Consider the following 17,537-nt stretch of genomic DNA (forward strand, 5'->3'; position numbering starts at 1 on the left):
TTCTTTCGAAACATTTGCTGCTCTCTCAAGCGCGAAGATTATAATAGCAAATCCCCAACCGTTTGTCAACAACTTTTTTCAGGTTTTTACAATTTTATTTTGCAGACATGATTTGTGTTTTTTGTTTCCCTACAAATTATGTTATAATCAAATACGAAACTTTGCGCCTTCCTTTAACGGTAGAATGGAGATCTCCATGAAGATTACAAATGAAAAACAACAATACTATGGACTGGATCTTTTAAAGTTTATTATGGCAGTTCTGGTAGCTGCCAGACATGTGATCCAGATCTATTATCCCGCTGAAAGCAAATGGCGTCTGGTGATCGGATGCTGGCTGTCCAATCTGGCGGTTCCCATTTTCTTTCTGATTGCAGGATTTCTTCTGTTTCAGAAGATACCCGCTCAACTGCCTAATGATACAAACACAACTGATACCGATATAAAAAACAGTTGGCCCATTGCCAGGCGTTATATATGCCGCATCCTGAAACTGTATATCCTCTGGTGTATGATCTGCTGGCCTATTGACATTTACAACTGGGTCCAGGGAAATGAGACCATTGCCCAAGCAGTCCTTTTTTATCTGCACTCTTTCTTTATGTCAGCTACCATTACCCAGCTGTGGTACCTGCCAGCTCTGGCCATAGCCAGTTTTATCGTCTGGCTGTTTTACAGAGCGAAATCCAAAACCTGGATGCTGCTCCTTTTTACAGGGATCCTTTTTATTTTGGGATGTATCTGTGACAACCGTGTTCTTTTAGAGCATACGCCTGAAACACTTCAGGCAATACTTCAAGCTTTTGTCCGGTGGTACACGCCCCGGTTCATGACTATGCGAAACGGCGTTTTTTATGGAAGCTTTTATGTAGCTCTTGGTGCCTGGTCTGCAAAGAGGGAACGGCATCTGTCACCTGTACCGGCCGCTTTGGGAAGCCTTTTCTTTCTAAGTGTAATGTACATAGAAGTTTCCCTCTGCTCCAATGCCAATATGGTATTATCAGCAGCACCTGCCGTCGTCTGCCTTACAGAACTGGCATTAAACCTTACCGGAACTGGTTCCAGATTTTTCCTTTTTTTACGGGAACAAAGTGAATGGATCTATTTCTCCCATTACTATTTCATCCATTTGTTTACCTGGACCATTCATTATAATCCACTTCCTATGACTAAAACAAACATTATGCTTTCCGTTCTGGTCTCCATGTTCCTGTTTACATTGCTTATATCATTTCTGTCCCACAGGAAGCATGGCAAATGGCTGAGGGCACTCATTTAGATCAGCGGATGCGCCACTGGCGTCTCCTCGATATGCCTGGCAACAATTAAGGCTGATGCAAAAAAGATCCTATCTCTTCTGCATCAGCCTTTTCCTGACTTTATTTACTTAATTCTACTTACTTAAATGCTGCTACCAGCTCTTCTGCATCATCATATCCCTGTCTCTGCAGTTCGCCGATATACCATTCGGTTACAGGTTCTACGATTGCCTTAAAGGAGTCGATATCCAGTTCATCATTATCAACCACTTCTACGCCATTCTTGGACTGCCACCTGGATAAGATCTCGTCATCTCCGGCACGGTTGATCTCACGCTCATACTGAACAGCTAATTTTCCGCACTCATCTACTACTGCCTGCTGCTCAGGAGTTAAACTGTCATAGATATCCTGATTAATGCAGAAGAACAGACAGTCATAGTTTGCATTCCAGAGAGATACATATTTCTGTACTTCCTGTACACTGGCTGCATCGATTGCTGGAAGCGGGTTTTCCTGGCCATCTACGGTTCCCTGCTGAAGAGCGGTGTATGTCTCGGACCAGTTCATATTGGTGGCATCTGCGCCCCAAAGCTCATAGCACTTCATCAGAAGGTTAGAACCTGCTACTCGCAGCTTCAAATTCTTCATATCTTCTACAGAATGTACCGGACGGACACTGTTGGTCAGCTGGCGGAAGCCATTTTCTGCCATTCCCATACAATGTAAGCCATAGGAAGATAAGATCTCATCCATTTTCTGTCCTGCTTCCCCGTCCAGTTTTGCGTCTGCATCTTCTACAGAGTCGAAAAGATATGGCAATGAAACTACGTTAAAACGTGGATCAAATGCAGAATAGATCAGGTTGCTGTGCATGGAGATCTGTACCGGGTCACCGTTCATCAGCGCCTGGATACCTTCGGACTGGTTACCGCCGGTCAGCTGGTCTGCTGCATATACTTCTACTTTTACTTTTCCGCCGGTTGCCTGATCCATTAACTCGCCGAATTTACGTCCGGCCTGGGCCCAGGTACTGGTTTCTGTGGTAGAGCAGGTGAAATTCCAGGTCATTTCCGGCCAGTTTAAGTCACTGTGGTCTTCTACCTGGTATGCAGATGTGCTTCCGGTGCTTTCTGCGCCTGCTGCTTTTGCTGCATTATCGGTGAAAATGTGTACCAGGTCTTCTGCATCTTCATATCCCTGGTTCTTTAACTCATTGATGAACCACTCGGTTACAGGCTCTGCTGCATTCTTAAAGGACTCTACATCCAGATCCTCGTATTTTACAACTTCTACGCCATTCTTTGACTGCCAGCGTTCTAAGATCTCCTCGTCACCGGCGCGGTTGATCTCACGCTCATAAGCAACTGCCTTGCGGCCTGCTTCGTCAACTACCTTCTGCTGCTCCTGGGTCAGACTGTCATAAATGCCCTGATTGATACAGAAAAACAGGCAGTCATAATTTGCATTCCAGAGAGATACATACTTCTGTACTTCCTGTACGCTGGCTGCGTCGATCGCTGGAAGTGGGTTTTCCTGTCCGTCTACTGTCTTCTGCTGAAGAGCAGTGTAGGTCTCAGACCAGTTCATATTGGTGGCATCTGCGCCCCAAAGTTCATAACACTTCATTAAAAGGTTGGAGCCTGCTACACGCAGCTTCAGGTTTTTCATATCTTCTACAGAATGTACCGGGTGAACGCTGTTGGTCAGCTGGCGGAAACCATTTTCTGCCATTCCCATACAATGCAGGTCATAGCTTTCCAGGATACTTACCAGTTCTTCTCCTGCAGGTCCGTCTAAAACAGCATCCGCTGCTTCTACAGAGTCAAACAGATATGGCAGTGAAACTACGTTAAAACGTGGGTCAAATGCTGAGTAGATCAGGTTGCTGTGCATGGAAATCTGTACCGGGTCGCCGTTCATCAGTGCCTGGATACCTTCGGACTGGTTGCCACCGGTCAGCTGGTCCGCTGCATATACTTCTACTTTGATCTTGCCGCCAGTTGCCTGTTCCATTAATTCACCAAACTTACGCCCGGCCTGGGCCCAGGTACTGGTCTCTGTGGTAGAGCAGGTAAAGTTCCATGTCATTTCCGGCCAATCCAGATCACTGTAATCTTCAATGGTATTAAAATCGTCATTATCAGTTGCTGTGGTACCGCTGTCACCGCCTGTGGTCGTTCCATTTTCAACCGCTGCCGCACTTCCTAATGCTGCTGGAAGGAAAGTGGAAATTCCCGGGATATAGGTGATCAGTAAAAGCACTGCGATACTTGCCACTACCATAGATACAACTGCACGGGAGATCTGCTGTAAAGTTACCTGTAAACCATTTTTCAGCTTTACGCCGATAGCAACAAACAGATTGACACCAACTGGCGGTGTTACCTGACCGATTGCCAGGTTGACGGTTGCCATAATACCAAAGGCGATCACATTGTAGCCCAACTGCTTGCATACAGGAAGCATGATCGGGATGAAAATGTACATGGCTGAGTTTGCGTCAATAAAGCAGCCTGCGATCAGGAAGATCACATTGCAGATCAGCAAGAAAGTGAACTGATTGCCTGCTACTTTTGCCAGCAGCTGGGAAGCTGCGGTAGAGATACCAAAACGGGTACATACAAAGGAGAACAGGGACGCACATGCTACAATAAGCATGATGCCGCCGGTAGTCTTTGCAGAGTCAATAAGGATATCCCAAAGATCTTTTAATTTTACTTCTTTATAAATTACCATACCTACAAAAAGGCCATATACAACAGAAACGGCTGCTGCCTCAGTAGGTGTGAAAATACCGCCGTAAATACCGCCAAGGATGATAACTGGCATTAAAAATCCCCAGAATGCGTCTTTAAATGCGTCCAGACGTTCTTTTGCAGATGCCTTCTGTACATTGGACGGAACGACATGGTTTTTACGCACTTCCAACATTACCACTACGATCAGTGCAAGTCCCATGAGAATTCCAGGAACAATACCAGCCATGAACATGTCACCAATGGAAACGCCGGTAATGGAAGCATACACAACGAAGGCGATACTTGGCGGGATGACAATGGCAATGGAGCTGGCAGTTGCCATTAATGCAGTAGAGAATGGAGCGGAGAAGCCGCCTCTTTCTACCATAGCCGGGATCAGAACTGCGCCTAAAGCTGCTACCGTTGCAGGACCGGAACCGGAGATCGCGCCGAAGAAGCAGGCAACGATGATACATACATTTGCAATGCCGCCTTTGCGGTGTCCAACACAGGTGTCAACGAAACGGATCAGTCTGGTGGAAATACCGGCCTTTGCCATAATGTTTCCGGATAATACGAAAAACGGGATAGCAAGAAGCAGGAATTTGCTGATACCGGAGTAAATGTTAGTTGCTACAATGGTTAAAGAAGTTCCTGAATACAGAATCGCTGCTGCGGATGAAAGTCCCAGGCAGATAGAGATCGGAACATTTAAAACCAGTAAAACGAAAAAGGTGATAAAAAGAACTGCACTTACCATTTATTTATCCTCCTTTTTCATATCATTCTTTTCTGCTGCGTTTGTTTTTGCACATTCATCCACACAATACTCAATAAAGTGCAGGACCATGCACACGGAACCAATAGGGACGAAGGACCAGAAGATCCATTCCGGCCAGTTTAATACGAAGGTTCGTTTCTGGTTGGCAAGCTGTGCCAATACCTTGTCCATACCGTAATAGAATAAAATTCCCATAAAAGCCACGGAAAAAAGTGTGATGAGAATGATCACTGGCTTTTTACATGACTTTGGCAGGCGCTCTGTTACCAGGTTTAAACCTACCAGACCTCCCTCTCTTGCAGACAATGCTGCGCCTAAAAGGGTGATCAGAACAAAAATTGCAACCACCAGTTCCTCTGTAAAAGACCATGACTGGTGGATCACTTTACGTGAAAACACGTTTCCTACTGTCAGTACAAGGATCAGGATCATGGTAGCTGCCAGAACTGCTTTTTCAACCAGCGCTACAAAGTCCATAAGCTTTTTGTACCCTTTCATACTGCTCTCCTCCTAAATATGTAATGCTTTTACCTGTGTAAGATCCTGTGTTATTTCCGCTTTTTCTATATCATTCTTTTGCATGATGCATCAGTGAATATAAAAAATCCGCCCCTTAAGATCTAAGGGACGGATGATTAACTGATCCTGTCAGAAGTTTTCACTTTTCACGGAAAGTAAAACACCTGTAGTATCGTATAAACATACGCTGCTGCCGCTTATGCGGATCTTATGAAAATACAGGTCCTGTGGCTCTTGCTCTCAGTCAATCGAAGCCTGCCTTTATTTTCATAACAGGTTATTAATAATGTACGTATTATTGTACACGTATTCTCAAAAAACGTCAACCGCTTTTTATTTTTTAAAGATGGTCTGTAAGATCTTCCTGTATTGACAATGCAAACATTTAGATGTACCATCAACCATATAGATGTATATACATCTTCTTTTTAGAAAGGATCGTTAAATCTATGGATGATACACAGCGTAAAATAACAAAAATAGCCAGAGAAGCTGCCAAATTTACAGTCCAGACCATGAAAGCCGAGGGCATCGGCACAGCTGAATTTGACTTTATCCATCTGGTCCGCCACAAACCGGGAATCACCCAGGCAGAAATCCGTGAAACCTTAAAGATCGACAAAGGAGCCGCTGCCCGCCGGGCTGCAAGCCTGGAAGCAAAGGGCTATCTGGTACGAAAACCAAATCCTGAAGATAAACGCAGCCAGCTTCTTTTTGCCACAGAAAAAGCGGAAGAGCTGAAAAACTCCAAGGCAAACATTGAAGACGCTTTTTATGACTGGCTCATTGCTGATCTCTCAGAAGCAGACCGCAGGGAATTCTGCCGCATCCTGGATATCCTTTACTGGAAATCCAAAGAAGAACGGAGAGCAGACTTTACCCATGTATCGGCATGGACCAATGAAAAACTTTCCCGGATCCCCAGCGAAGAAATGACCGATCAAAAAATACCAGATAAAGAAATACTAAATAAAGAACTGCCCCCAAAAAAGGCTCCGGAAAAAGAACCACAGGAAGGAGAACTCTCACATGAGTAAACAATCTGCACCCCCCATATGCAAACATCCAGACCATGTCACCAGTTATTTTTCCATGCAAAAGGGAATTTTAGCTGTTATCACAGTGTCCGGTCTTATTTACAATCTTGGACTTATGGCCCGTCCCTGGTTTGAAGGCCAGATGATACAGTGCCTGTTTTTTATCCAGAAAGGCCAAAGCCATTTTTCAGATATGCTGAAACTGGCATCTGCTTATTTTATTGCCATTTTTACGGTTCAGATCTCCCGTTTCATCAAACGTCTGTATGTGCGCCGCTTCGCCAACAATATCAACCGCAGTATGAAACAGACGTATTATAACAACCTGGTCCATACGGATACCTGCGATCTGAAAAATGTCAATACCGGAAATGCCATGACAAAAGCTTTATCCGACGTAGACGCATGTTCCGAAGGGATCCGTAAATTTACAACTGAGATCTTCGATACAGGTGTAGCACTGTTTTCCTATGTTTTCATGCTTTTCGCCTACGACTGGAAACTGGCTCTTTTGTGCCTTATCTTCCCTCCTGTTTCCTATGTGATCGCAGAAAGGATGAAAGTCGTTGTCCTGAAAACAGGTGCTGCCTGCAAAGAAAGCGCCGGACGTTTAAATGCCGCAACCTTAGACCGCATCCAAAACGCCATTACCTACCGTATTTACGGCTGTGAGACCCAGAGAAATAAAGATTATGAAACCCACCTGGCTGATTACGAAAAAGCCTCTGTACGTGCAGACCTGCCGGTAGCGGCCCTGCCTCCTATTTATAAACTTATTTCCATGACCGGCGTCCTTCTCATCTTTTATTTTGGAAGTAAAAATGTAATGGGAACCGGCTGGACTTCCTGGGATATTGCCGCTTTCAGCGCTTTCCTTTCCTGTTTTTCCAGGCTGTCTGTAAAATCTTCCCATGCAGCCAAGCTTTTTAATGCTATCCAGAAAGCCCAGGTTTCCTGGAAGCGTATCCTTCCTTTTATGAAAGCAGGAAAAGAAGACAAACCTCTGCCAGCTTCCAGCCTTGGACAGGTAAACGCAAGATTCCTTGGATTTTCCTATGAAAACAGCGCTCCTCTTTTCAAAGATCTGACATTCCAGGCTTCTCCCGGTGAGATCATTGGTATTACCGGCCCGGTTGCCTGCGGAAAATCCACATTAGGACGGATCTTCCTCTGCGAGCATCCTTACACCGGCTCCCTCACCTTTAACGGTAAGGAATTTTCTTCCCTTTCACCAGATGTGCGCAATTCTCTGGTGGGATACTTAGGACATGAACCGGATCTGTTAAGTGATACCATTAAAAATAATGTTTTACTTGGGGATCAAAAGGATCTGTGGAAATACTTAGAGGCTGTATGCCTGGAAGATGAGGTACGTCATATGCCTCAGGGTGAAGATACAGTAACCGGTGAAACGGGCCTCCGTCTTTCCGGCGGACAGCAGAAGCGACTGGCTCTGGCCCGTACACTGGCCCATCCCCGCCCGATCCTGATCTTAGATGATCCATTTTCCGCCTTAGACAAGACAACAGAAGTAGAAGTGTTTGAACACCTGCGTCAAATGGTACCGGACAGCATTATCTTTCTCATCTCCCACCGCCTGTATCTGTTCTCGGAAACAGACGGCGTGATCTGGATGGATAATGGAACAGCAGAATTTTCTTCCCATGAAAAACTGTTGGAAGAAAATAGTGCTTACAGAGAATTATATCAGCTTCAAACTGACCATTCCGTTGTAAAACCAACAGAAAGTGCGATTGAAAGGGGGATCTGCTGACTATGAAAACAGAACATTCTGTCCTTAAGGTTATTTTACGCACTGTAAAACAGAATAAGGGAATGTGCGTAACTTTATTTGCTGCTGTGTTGGGATCTGCAGTCTTTGCTCTTCTCCCGCCACTGGTACTGGCAAAAGCCATTGACTATCTTACAGCCGGCCAGGCCTTTCCTTTTGCTCTGGCTCTGTCCTATTTTGGACTGCTTTTATTAACAAATGCTGCCACCTCTTTGCGTGAAAGCCTTTTGACGATCTTCGGGCAGCGCATTACGCATGGACTGCGCACTGTTTTATGCCAGAAGATCAGCCTTCTGCCTGCAGACTCTTTTGTTTCCCATGACTCAGGAGCCATTGCTTCCCGTTTTGTAGGTGATGTGGATACAGTAGAGGAACTTTTCACTTCCGGTATCATCAGCATGTTTGCAGACGCCTGCCAGCTTTGCGGTATTTTCTTTGTGATCTTTACGAAAAACCGCGGTCTGGCCATCCTGCTTCTGTTTGTGCTCCCCGTTGTATTTTTCTACACCCGTCATGTACAAAAACGTATGCTTGCATCCCAGTTAAGTAACCGTGCTGCCATTGCAAAAGCCTCTGGTCATGTACCGGAGACACTGCGCTGTATCCGCACCATTCACAATCTTCACAAAGAAATGTATATGGAAGAAAAATACAGTAAATTTCTGGAAGACAGCTATAAGGCAATTGATAAAACAAATTTTTATGATGCTATTTATTCACCGGTCATCCTTATTTCCAATTCAATTACCATCGCCATTGTTATGATCTTATCTGCTTTTGGAAATGGGGAAGTCCAGCTGTTTTTCGGAATGTCTGCCGGTACTGCTGCCGCTGTTATTTCCTATATTACCCAGGTATTTACACCTCTTGAAAGTATTGGTATGGAAATACAGACCATTCAGTCTGCTGCTGCCGGAGTACACAGGATCAATGAATTTTTGCAGCTTCCGGAACGTACCAAAGCTAGGGAAACAAACACTTCCAGACCGGATCCGGCTGCATGCCCGGTAGAACTTCAGAATGTAACCTTCCGTTATGAGGAAAGTGACCCGGATATTCTACAGTCCCTCAGTTTTTCTGTAAAAGAAGGGGAACAGGTTACTTTGACCGGACGTACCGGTGCCGGAAAAAGTACTATTTTTAAACTGCTTTTAGGACTTTATACACCTCAGAAAGGAAACGTTCTTATTAACGGACAGCCTGCCGATGCACTCTCTGAAAACCAGAGACGAAAGATCATCAGCTGTGTAGAACAGAATTTTTCCATGGTTCCCGGAACGATCCTGGACCAGATCACCTTGTTTGACCCGGATATCACATTGGAACAGGCCCAGACTGCCGCAGGTCTTACAGGACTGGATGAAGTTATACGCAGTTTCCCGGAAGGCTACAACACTCCCTGCAAACCAGGTCTTTTCTCCCAGGGACAATGGCAGCTGCTTTCCATTGCCAGGGCTGTTGCAACCAACCCCCGCATCCTTTTATTAGATGAGATCACGGCAAATCTTGACGCAGACACAGAACAGACCGTTCTTTCTGCTTTAAACCGAGCCGGAAACGGACGTACCGTGCTTTCCATCAGTCACCGGTTATATGAAAAAAATGGCGGACGGCAGATTGCGATCTGACGCCCGCTGGGATTTCATTTTTCAGCTGTAGAATGATCCAGGTCACTCTGGCAAATCCTACAGCTTTTTTCTTATATTTCTCCAAAATACCGTTGAAAGGACCACCGCGATATAGTCTGTAATTGCCTGACCGTATATCACGCCTTCTAATCCTGCGATCAGCTGCAGGATGTAAAGCAGCGGGATCAGGAGGACGCCCTGACGCATAACGGAAAGGATGGTTGCAGGCAATGCGTAATTTACAGACTGCATACAGTTCATATTTACAAAAAGCATGCCGATCACAGGACCGGAAAGCATGTATGCAATCAGCATCTTTACCCCATAATAAACCACCTCATCATCACTGATGAACATGCGGATAATAGGCTCTTTTCCCACAAAATACAGCAGTGTGGCCGCAACTCCGGCTATCAGGCAGCAGATCTTCGTAAAGCGTTCTACTTCCCGGAAGCGGCTGATATTTCCAGCTCCATAGCTGTAACCCAACAATGGCTGTACTCCGTTTGCCAGTCCCATTTGCAGGAAAGTAATGAACATATTGGCTTTAAAAACAATACCGATGGCTGCCACCGGTGCATTTCCATATTTTACCAAAATCTGGTTGACTACAATGGTGGAAACGCTCATGAGAACAGAAAAGATAGCAGTTGGGAAGCCGGTAGTGCAGACTCTCTGCGGGATATTTTCTCCTAAAGTAAAGTCTTTTGGAAGAATGGACAGCTGACCGGATCTCTTTAAGAAATACCATACAAAGTACAGACTTGCCAGGATATTTCCGATGGTAGTTGCAATAGCCGCACCGGCAGCTCCCATATGCAGACCAGAGATAAACAGGGGGTCTAATACAATATTTGCAATGGTTCCCACCATGCTTCCGATCATAGCTTCTTTACTGGCACCTTCTGCCCGGACTACAAAGCTGGCTGCCGCAGACCAGATGATAAAGGGAGCGCCCCAGGCAATGTAATGGATGTAACCTTTAGCGTATTCATAGGTTTCTGTATTTGCGCCAAAAATATGTAAGATGGGGGACATAAATGCAAATAAAATAACTGCAATTATGATGCCTACTGCTAAACTGGCATAGGTGATAAATGCGGTAGTGTTCTTTACTTTTTTGGGTTTTCCCTCTCCCATTGCCATGGATGCCACGGCGCTTCCGCCCATTCCAAACATATTGGCAAAAGCCATAAGGAGAATGAAAATAGGGTTTGTCAGACTGACTGCCGCTACCTGAAGTGCATCTCCTGTCTGTCCTACGAAAAAGGTATCTGCCATGTTATAAACGACTGTAACCAGACTGCTGATCACACTTGGGATCGCCATGGCGGCTACTGCTTTTGACACCTTCATAGAACGCATCAGTTCCTGGTCTGTACCCGTTTCTTTTGAATGTTCCATTTTGATCTTCTTCCTTTCTGTATTTCCTTTTCCCCTCAGATGTATATATCTGTCTGTTATCTACGGGGAACTTTCGTTATTAATTTGCTTCATCCAGATTTTTAAGCATACGCTCTCCGATTTCAATAAAGATCTGTCTTTCCTCTTCTGTAATACCTTTTAATAAAATGCTTTCCGACTCGCCTATTTCAGCAGCGATCAGATGACGGATTTCTTCGGCCTTGGACGTAAATTCGATCCGTTTTAAACGGGCATCCTGCTTTTCACTGACACGGCAGATCAGTTCTTTCTTTTCCAGGGCCTTTAATACTTCTGTAGCCGTAGATGGACGGAGACCAAATTCTTTTTCTATATCTTTCTGATAAATAGAATGTTTCTGTCCTTCCACTAAAATAAAATTTAAAATATTCCCCTGCGCCCCGCTCATTCCCAGTGTTTCCTGTAAAGCTGCAGATCTGCGGCGCAGACGGTTAGATATACGGTTAATGACTTTTCCTGTTTCCATATGACTGTACTCCTGTGTTTTTGTAATTAGTTCGGTTCCTAAGTATTTTAGATAAAAAAATTTCAGAAGTCAAGGATTATTTACTGCTGTTATATCTCTGACTTCTGAAATATGTTGTCGTTTATTACTTATAAATACCGCACATTTATGATCCTACGCCTGTGCTAACAGGCGGAATCTCCTATTAATCACTGTTCCAGATATTTCTTCACATATTTTCCTGTATAGGAAACCGGGCTTTCTGCCACTTCTTCGGGAGTTCCTTTGGCAATGACAGTTCCTCCCTTGTCGCCGCCTTCAGGACCGATATCGATGATATAGTCTGCTGTTTTGATCACATCCAGGTTGTGTTCAATGACAACAACGGTATTTCCACCGTCGGACAGGCGGCGAAGGATCTCGATCAGCTTGTGGACATCGGCAAAATGAAGGCCTGTAGTAGGTTCATCCAGGATATAAATGGTCTTTCCGGTACTGCGCTTGGAAAGTTCGGTAGCAAGTTTGATACGCTGGGCTTCACCACCGGAAAGTTCGGTAGATGGCTGTCCCAGACGGACATAACCAAGACCTACATCATATAAGGTCTGGATCTTTCTGGTAATGGAGGGCACATTTTCAAAGAATTTCAACGCATCTTCTACTGTCATATCCAGGACATCATAGATGCTCTTTCCTTTGTATTTTACCTCCAGTGTCTCACGGTTATAGCGCTTTCCGCCGCAGACTTCACAGGGCACGTATACATCCGGAAGGAAGTGCATCTCGATCTTGATGATACCATCGCCGGAGCAGGCTTCACAGCGACCACCTTTTACATTGAAACTAAATCTGCCCTTGTTGTAGCCCTTTGCTTTTGCATCTGCTGTAGAGGCAAACAGGTCCCGGATCAGGTCAAATACACCGGTATAGGTAGCCGGATTGGAACGTGGGGTACGTCCGATCGGGGACTGGTCAATAGCTATAATCTTATCTAACTGCTCTACTCCTTCAATGCATTTATGCTTTCCAGGAATGGTCCTTGCGCGGTTTAACTTCTTTGCGAGGGCTTTATATAAGATCTCGTTTACAAGAGAACTTTTACCGGAACCGGATACACCGGTCACACAGGTCATCACGCCTAACGGGAAGGAAACATCGATCTTTTTCAGGTTATTCTCTTCTGCTCCCCGCACCGTGATCCAGCCCGTTGGAGTTCTGCGCTGATCAGGAACCGGAATCTGCAGACGGCCGCTGAGATAGGCACCGGTTATTGACTCCGGGTTTTTCATGATCTCTTCTGCAGTTCCCACTGCAACGATCTGTCCACCATGTTCCCCGGCTCCAGGTCCGATATCCACAATGCAGTCTGCTGCACGCATGGTATCTTCGTCATGTTCTACTACCAGAACGCTGTTTCCCAGGTCACGCAGATGCAATAAAGTTTTTAACAATTTATCATTATCTCTCTGGTGAAGTCCTATACTTGGCTCATCCAGGATATAGGCTACTCCCACCAGACCGGATCCGATCTGGGTAGCCAGACGGATTCTCTGGGCTTCGCCGCCGGAAAGTGTGCCTGTAGCACGGGAAAGGGAAAGATAATCCAGTCCCACATCAATAAGGAAACTGATACGTGCTTTAATCTCCTTTAAAATAGAGGCACCAATGGTCTGCTGCATAGGTGTCAGCGTCAGCCCATCCATAAATTCCTTAAATTTCACAATGGACATATTAGTAGCCTGGTAAATATTCAGACCGCCTACTGTAACTGCCAGAGACTCCTTTTTCAGTCGCTGTCCCTTGCAGGCCGGACATGGGGTGATCCGCATATAGGTTTCATATTCTGCCTTGGAAGCTTCTGAAAAAGTCTCTTTATAGCGGCGGTTTACATTTTCGATCAGGCCCTCAAATGCTACATCGTAGATGCCTTCACCTCTCTGGCTCTTATAGCGGACTTTTACTTCATGACCGCCGGTACCATAGATGATAATATCGTGGATCTCCTTTGGATAATCCTGAAATGGAGTATCCAGGCTGAAATGATATTCCTCTGCCAGTGCGTCTAAGATAGCCCTGGTAAAGCTTCCTTTGTCCGTACAGGACTGCCATCCCATAACCACAATGGCACCCTGGGAAATGGAAAGGGATTTATCCGGGATCATCAGATCCTCGTCAAATTCCATCTTATAGCCTAAACCGAAGCACTCCGGGCATGCTCCAAATGGGTTATTAAAGGAGAAGCTTCGGGGCTCTACCTCGTCAATACTGATACCACAGTCCGGGCAGGAAAAACTCTGACTGAAATTCACCGGTTCCCCGCCGATCACATCTACAGTCATCAGGCCGTTGCTTAAGGACATAACCGTCTCAATAGAGTCAGTCAGACGATTTTCAATCCCCTCTTTTACAACCAGACGGTCTACAATAATATCAATATTGTGCTTAATATTTTTCTCTAATTTGATCTCTTCGGAAAGTTCGTACAGATTTCCGTCAATGCGCACACGCATATAGCCGCTTTTTCTGGCCTGCTCCAGCACTTTTACGTGTTCGCCCTTTCTTCCACGGACTACAGGTGCCAACAGCTGGATCTTGGTCCGCTCCGGCATAGCCATGATCTGGTCTACCATCTGATCAATGGTCTGTTTATGGATCTCCCTTCCACACTTTGGACAGTGGGGGATACCGATGCGGGCATAGAGAAGACGCATATAGTCATAGATCTCTGTCACGGTTCCCACTGTAGAACGTGGATTTCGGTTGGTGGATTTCTGGTCAATGGAAATGGCTGGAGAAAGGCCTTCGATGCTTTCTACTTCCGGCTTTTCCATCTGTCCTAAGAACTGTCTTGCATAGGAAGACAGAGACTCCATATAGCGTCTCTGACCTTCTGCATAGATCGTATCAAACGCCAGAGATGACTTGCCGGAACCGGAAAGTCCGGTAAGAACCACCAGTTCATTCCTTGGGATATCTACGGATATATTTTTAAGATTATGTTCATTTGCGCCGCGTATTTTTATATACTGCTTTGGCATGGTGTAACTCCTTTTTCTGCTGTTTCCTGAAAATATTTACTCACTTCTATGCCTGGTTTTTCCAGGCAATATAATGCTGAAAAGCGCAGGGAAAATTTCTCCCTGCGCTTTTTAGTATACCACATCCCTATTTATTTATCAAACATTTGTTCGATAAAGTTTTTTAATACAGCCGGCGTTTTTTCATACAAACTGGCTTTATTTACACGTTCCCAACGGGTATGGATATCTTTCCCCCATGGTCCAAAGAGCATGGAGGGGATCTTTAATTTCGCCATTGCTTCTATATCCATGGCATAGGCACTGCCCCATAATGGGGTCTGGGCTGCATAGGCAGCCAGTTCTTCTTTGTCCATTCCGCCACAGTAGCTTAAGTCGGAAATGCCGCAGAAATATTCATGGCATTTCAGGGAAACATTCTCCTTCTCTGCTGCTTTTTTCATCTCTTTAAAAAGAATTTTTCCCTCTTTTCCACTGTCTACAGCCGGATAAAATGGAGGTGCAAAGCCAAGGATCATGATCGGACCGGAGATTCCTGACTGGTTTAACAGCTGCTCCATAAAATCAAGGGTGGCTGATGGGAAGTTGGTCTCGCCTTTGTCCAGGTGGGCTTTCTGAGTCTTGTAGGCTTCTAAAAGCCAGGCAGTAAAGGCTTCTCCCTGTTCTTTGCGGCAGTATGCCAGCAACTCACTGACTGTAAGAACTTCTGCTTCTGCAACGGCGGCTGCGCTGGGACATGCCAGGGGATTGCCTTCACTTGTCAGACCAGCTTTTTCTTCTGGAACCTCTGCTTTTTCCACAGCCTTCCACTGCGCTTCCATTCTCCGGGCATATTCTTCAAAACTTTCTTTTCCCAGTTCTTTCAATCGCTTTATCACTTCATCCGGCGTTTTTTCAAACCCAAGCATGCTCATGTATCCACCAGCCCTGAAAGGCACGGACACATCGTAGCCTTCTTTCCGGTCACGAAGACAAAACCAGGTTGGCGGTGGGCAGATTTCCGTAGCACTTTTTTCTGCAAATTCCGGTGCCAGTTCTGTTTTCATGAAAAAGCTGCTTAAAACTCCTACAGAGCTGACACCCTGGAAACAGTTTAATACATGGGCCTTTACGCCCTGGACCAATACAGCAGGCATTGTTTTTCCAACAGAACCTGTATAAATGGTCTTTGCCCCATTTTCCATGGAAGCCGGTTCCAGATCGATCAGTGCTGTATATTCCAGGTCAAAGCGTTCTTTTAAATCATTTAAAAATGGCACAGCATCGCGCATTCCGGCAGAGTAGCCTTCTTCATCCGGTACTGTTACGAACAGGAGATTTCCAGATATTTCAGGCGTCTCTTCTGTTCCAGAAGCAGTTTTTGTCTCAAAGGCAGCCGTACCACACTCTTTCCGCTCTGCCTCAACCACCAGCTTCCCATACCAGTCCAGCAGCGCCAGTCCAACAGAAAGTCCGCCCTTCATATCTGCGGTCCCTCTGCCAAACATCCAGTCACCAGAAAGGAAATCTTTTTTCACTTCCTCTGGCATACCAGGCAGAGCATTTCCAGATTTTACCAGATCTTCCCATTTTTCCACATCATAAGCAAGAGCACGCTCATTTCCATACTCTTCTGTGTCCACCACGTCATAATGGCCTGTAAGGATAATGGTCTTACGGGATCCGTTCCTTCCTTTTACCAGTCCCCATGGTACAGACCGGCCAAAGCTGTCTTCCGGCAGGAGATATTTTCCTGTCTGCTCCGGATACTCCTTAAAGTAAGGCTGCTTTGCCAGCTCCTCTGCAATATAGTCTGCGCAGCTTTTTTCTGTCTCTGTATTGGAAGTGCTGGGGATTTTTACCAGTTCTCTTACATACCGTTCAATTAATTCTCTCATCGTTCCTCACGGAAATATGCCAGTCCCAGACTTGCCGGCGGCTGATATTCCCTCTTCTTTCTCAGACTGGTAAATACCAGTACAATAATGGTTACTACATAAGGCAGTGCCTTAAAGATCTCCTGTGCCCCGCGGTCCAGTCCCGGAATATAAAGATACAGGATATAAAGGCCGCCAAAAAGGATAGAACCCCAGATCGCATTTACAGGCTTCCAGAGAGCGAAGATAACAAGGGCAATTGCCAGCCAGCCTCTGTCACCAAAACCATTATTGGTCCAGGTTCCGCCGGAATACTCCATTACAAAGTACAGACCGCCAAGGCCGCTGATACCGCCTCCGATGCAGGTTGCCAGATATTTGTATACAGTAACATTAATACCCGCCGCATCTGCTGTAGCCGGGCTTTCACCTACTGCCCGCAGGTTCAGGCCCTTTTTGGTCTTTGAAAGGAAAAATGCCAGCACCAGAGCCAGAATAATGGCCAGATAAGTTAAAAATCCATAGGAAAATAATAACTGTCCCACTGCACCAAGACCGGAAAGTACGGGGATCTGCTTCTTAAAAGCTGCACCGGTCACTGCAACGGAGATCTGTCCAACACCGCCTGCCAGCTTGGAAAGAGAACCGCCGAAGAAGTTTCCAAAACCAACACCAAAAGTCGTAAGAGCCAGACCGGTTACGTTCTGATTGGCACGTAAGGTAATTGTCAGAACACTGTAGATCAGACCGCCTAAAGCAGCACATAAAAACGCGCACAGGAAGGAAATAAGAACTCCCACAGCCCCATTTGGCGCAGCGCTGCTGTTTTCATAAAGGAAGGCGCCGATCAGCCCGGCAATGCCGCCCATATACATCATCCCAGGAATACCCAGGTTCAGGTTTCCGGATTTTTCTGTTAAGATCTCGCCTAATGCGCCATAGAGGATACCAATTCCCTGTCCAATGGCTTTTTGCATAAAAATGATCAATAATCCCAT

At 45.6% G+C, this 17,537-nt stretch carries 11 protein-coding genes; 4 read left to right on the forward strand and 7 right to left on the reverse strand.

Annotation, left to right across the window (positions count from 1 at the left end):
- Positions 1-196 precede the first annotated feature (196 nt).
- On the forward strand, positions 197-1,279 hold the full coding sequence (locus DW251_RS10870; protein ID WP_021870636.1) for an acyltransferase family protein: 1,083 nt from the start codon (positions 197-199) through the stop codon (positions 1,277-1,279).
- Between the two features lie 118 nt (positions 1,280-1,397).
- Here DW251_RS10870 and DW251_RS10875 read toward each other — a convergent pair whose 3' ends face one another.
- Both DW251_RS10875 and DW251_RS10880 read right to left on the reverse strand, forming a co-directional pair.
- The gene (locus DW251_RS10875) at positions 1,398-4,760 is read right to left on the reverse strand and encodes a TRAP transporter large permease subunit (protein WP_118301105.1); all 3,363 of its coding nucleotides are present in this window, start codon (positions 4,758-4,760) and stop codon (positions 1,398-1,400) included.
- Positions 4,761-5,279 (reverse strand): TRAP transporter small permease, encoded by a 519-nt coding sequence (locus tag DW251_RS10880; RefSeq protein ID WP_118301107.1) that lies wholly within the window; start codon positions 5,277-5,279, stop codon positions 4,761-4,763.
- A 470-nt stretch (positions 5,280-5,749) separates the two neighbouring features.
- Between DW251_RS10880 and DW251_RS10885 the strand changes: the two genes are divergently transcribed.
- Genes DW251_RS10885 through DW251_RS10895 form a run of 3 tightly spaced genes read left to right on the forward strand, consistent with a single transcriptional unit; the run spans position 5,750 to position 9,757 of the window.
- A complete protein-coding gene (locus DW251_RS10885; RefSeq protein ID WP_021870639.1) occupies positions 5,750-6,337 on the forward strand; it encodes a MarR family transcriptional regulator in 588 nt (195 codons plus the stop codon).
- Entirely contained in the window at positions 6,330-8,111 is a 1,782-nt protein-coding gene (locus tag DW251_RS10890) for an ABC transporter ATP-binding protein (protein ID WP_118301109.1), read from the forward strand. The genes DW251_RS10885 and DW251_RS10890 overlap by 8 nt, the downstream gene beginning before the upstream one ends.
- Positions 8,112-8,113: 2 nt before the next feature.
- Entirely contained in the window at positions 8,114-9,757 is a 1,644-nt protein-coding gene (locus tag DW251_RS10895) for an ABC transporter ATP-binding protein (protein WP_118301111.1), read from the forward strand.
- Positions 9,758-9,814: 57 nt separating this feature from the next.
- Here the strand turns inward: DW251_RS10895 and DW251_RS10900 are convergent, their stop codons facing one another.
- From DW251_RS10900 to DW251_RS10920, 5 genes are all read right to left on the reverse strand, one after another.
- Positions 9,815-11,161, reverse strand: a complete 1,347-nt coding sequence (locus tag DW251_RS10900) for an MATE family efflux transporter (protein ID WP_021870642.1) — start codon at positions 11,159-11,161, stop codon at positions 9,815-9,817.
- 79 nt (positions 11,162-11,240) lie between these two features.
- Positions 11,241-11,666, reverse strand: a complete 426-nt coding sequence (locus DW251_RS10905) for a MarR family transcriptional regulator (protein WP_021870643.1) — start codon at positions 11,664-11,666, stop codon at positions 11,241-11,243.
- A gap of 188 nt (positions 11,667-11,854) precedes the next feature.
- Positions 11,855-14,683, reverse strand: coding sequence for an excinuclease ABC subunit UvrA (uvrA, locus tag DW251_RS10910; RefSeq protein ID WP_118301113.1), 2,829 nt, complete (start codon positions 14,681-14,683; stop codon positions 11,855-11,857).
- 131 nt (positions 14,684-14,814) lie between these two features.
- On the reverse strand, positions 14,815-16,560 hold the full coding sequence (locus DW251_RS10915) for an arginine degradation protein (protein ID WP_118301115.1): 1,746 nt from the start codon (positions 16,558-16,560) through the stop codon (positions 14,815-14,817).
- Entirely contained in the window at positions 16,557-17,537 is a 981-nt protein-coding gene (locus DW251_RS10920; protein ID WP_021870646.1) for an ABC transporter permease, read from the reverse strand. The genes DW251_RS10915 and DW251_RS10920 overlap by 4 nt, the downstream gene beginning before the upstream one ends.

Origin of the sequence: Clostridium sp. AM22-11AC (assembly GCF_003473545.1) — a bacterium.
GTDB lineage: Bacteria > Bacillota > Clostridia > Lachnospirales > Lachnospiraceae > Enterocloster.

Excerpts from the sequence above, each read along its gene's own strand:
- DW251_RS10870 (WP_021870636.1), top strand. The coding sequence starts at position 197 with ATGAAGATTACAAATGAAAAACAACAATACTATGGACTGGATCTTTTA.
- DW251_RS10875 (WP_118301105.1), bottom strand. The coding sequence starts at position 4,760 with ATGGTAAGTGCAGTTCTTTTTATCACCTTTTTCGTTTTACTGGTTTTA.
- DW251_RS10880 (WP_118301107.1), bottom strand. The coding sequence starts at position 5,279 with ATGAAAGGGTACAAAAAGCTTATGGACTTTGTAGCGCTGGTTGAAAAA.
- DW251_RS10885 (WP_021870639.1), top strand. The coding sequence starts at position 5,750 with ATGGATGATACACAGCGTAAAATAACAAAAATAGCCAGAGAAGCTGCC.
- DW251_RS10890 (WP_118301109.1), top strand. The coding sequence starts at position 6,330 with ATGAGTAAACAATCTGCACCCCCCATATGCAAACATCCAGACCATGTC.
- DW251_RS10895 (WP_118301111.1), top strand. The coding sequence starts at position 8,114 with ATGAAAACAGAACATTCTGTCCTTAAGGTTATTTTACGCACTGTAAAA.
- DW251_RS10900 (WP_021870642.1), bottom strand. The coding sequence starts at position 11,161 with ATGGAACATTCAAAAGAAACGGGTACAGACCAGGAACTGATGCGTTCT.
- DW251_RS10905 (WP_021870643.1), bottom strand. The coding sequence starts at position 11,666 with ATGGAAACAGGAAAAGTCATTAACCGTATATCTAACCGTCTGCGCCGC.
- uvrA (WP_118301113.1), bottom strand. The coding sequence starts at position 14,683 with ATGCCAAAGCAGTATATAAAAATACGCGGCGCAAATGAACATAATCTT.
- DW251_RS10915 (WP_118301115.1), bottom strand. The coding sequence starts at position 16,560 with ATGAGAGAATTAATTGAACGGTATGTAAGAGAACTGGTAAAAATCCCC.
- DW251_RS10920 (WP_021870646.1), bottom strand. The coding sequence starts at position 17,537 with ATGGGATTATTGATCATTTTTATGCAAAAAGCCATTGGACAGGGAATT.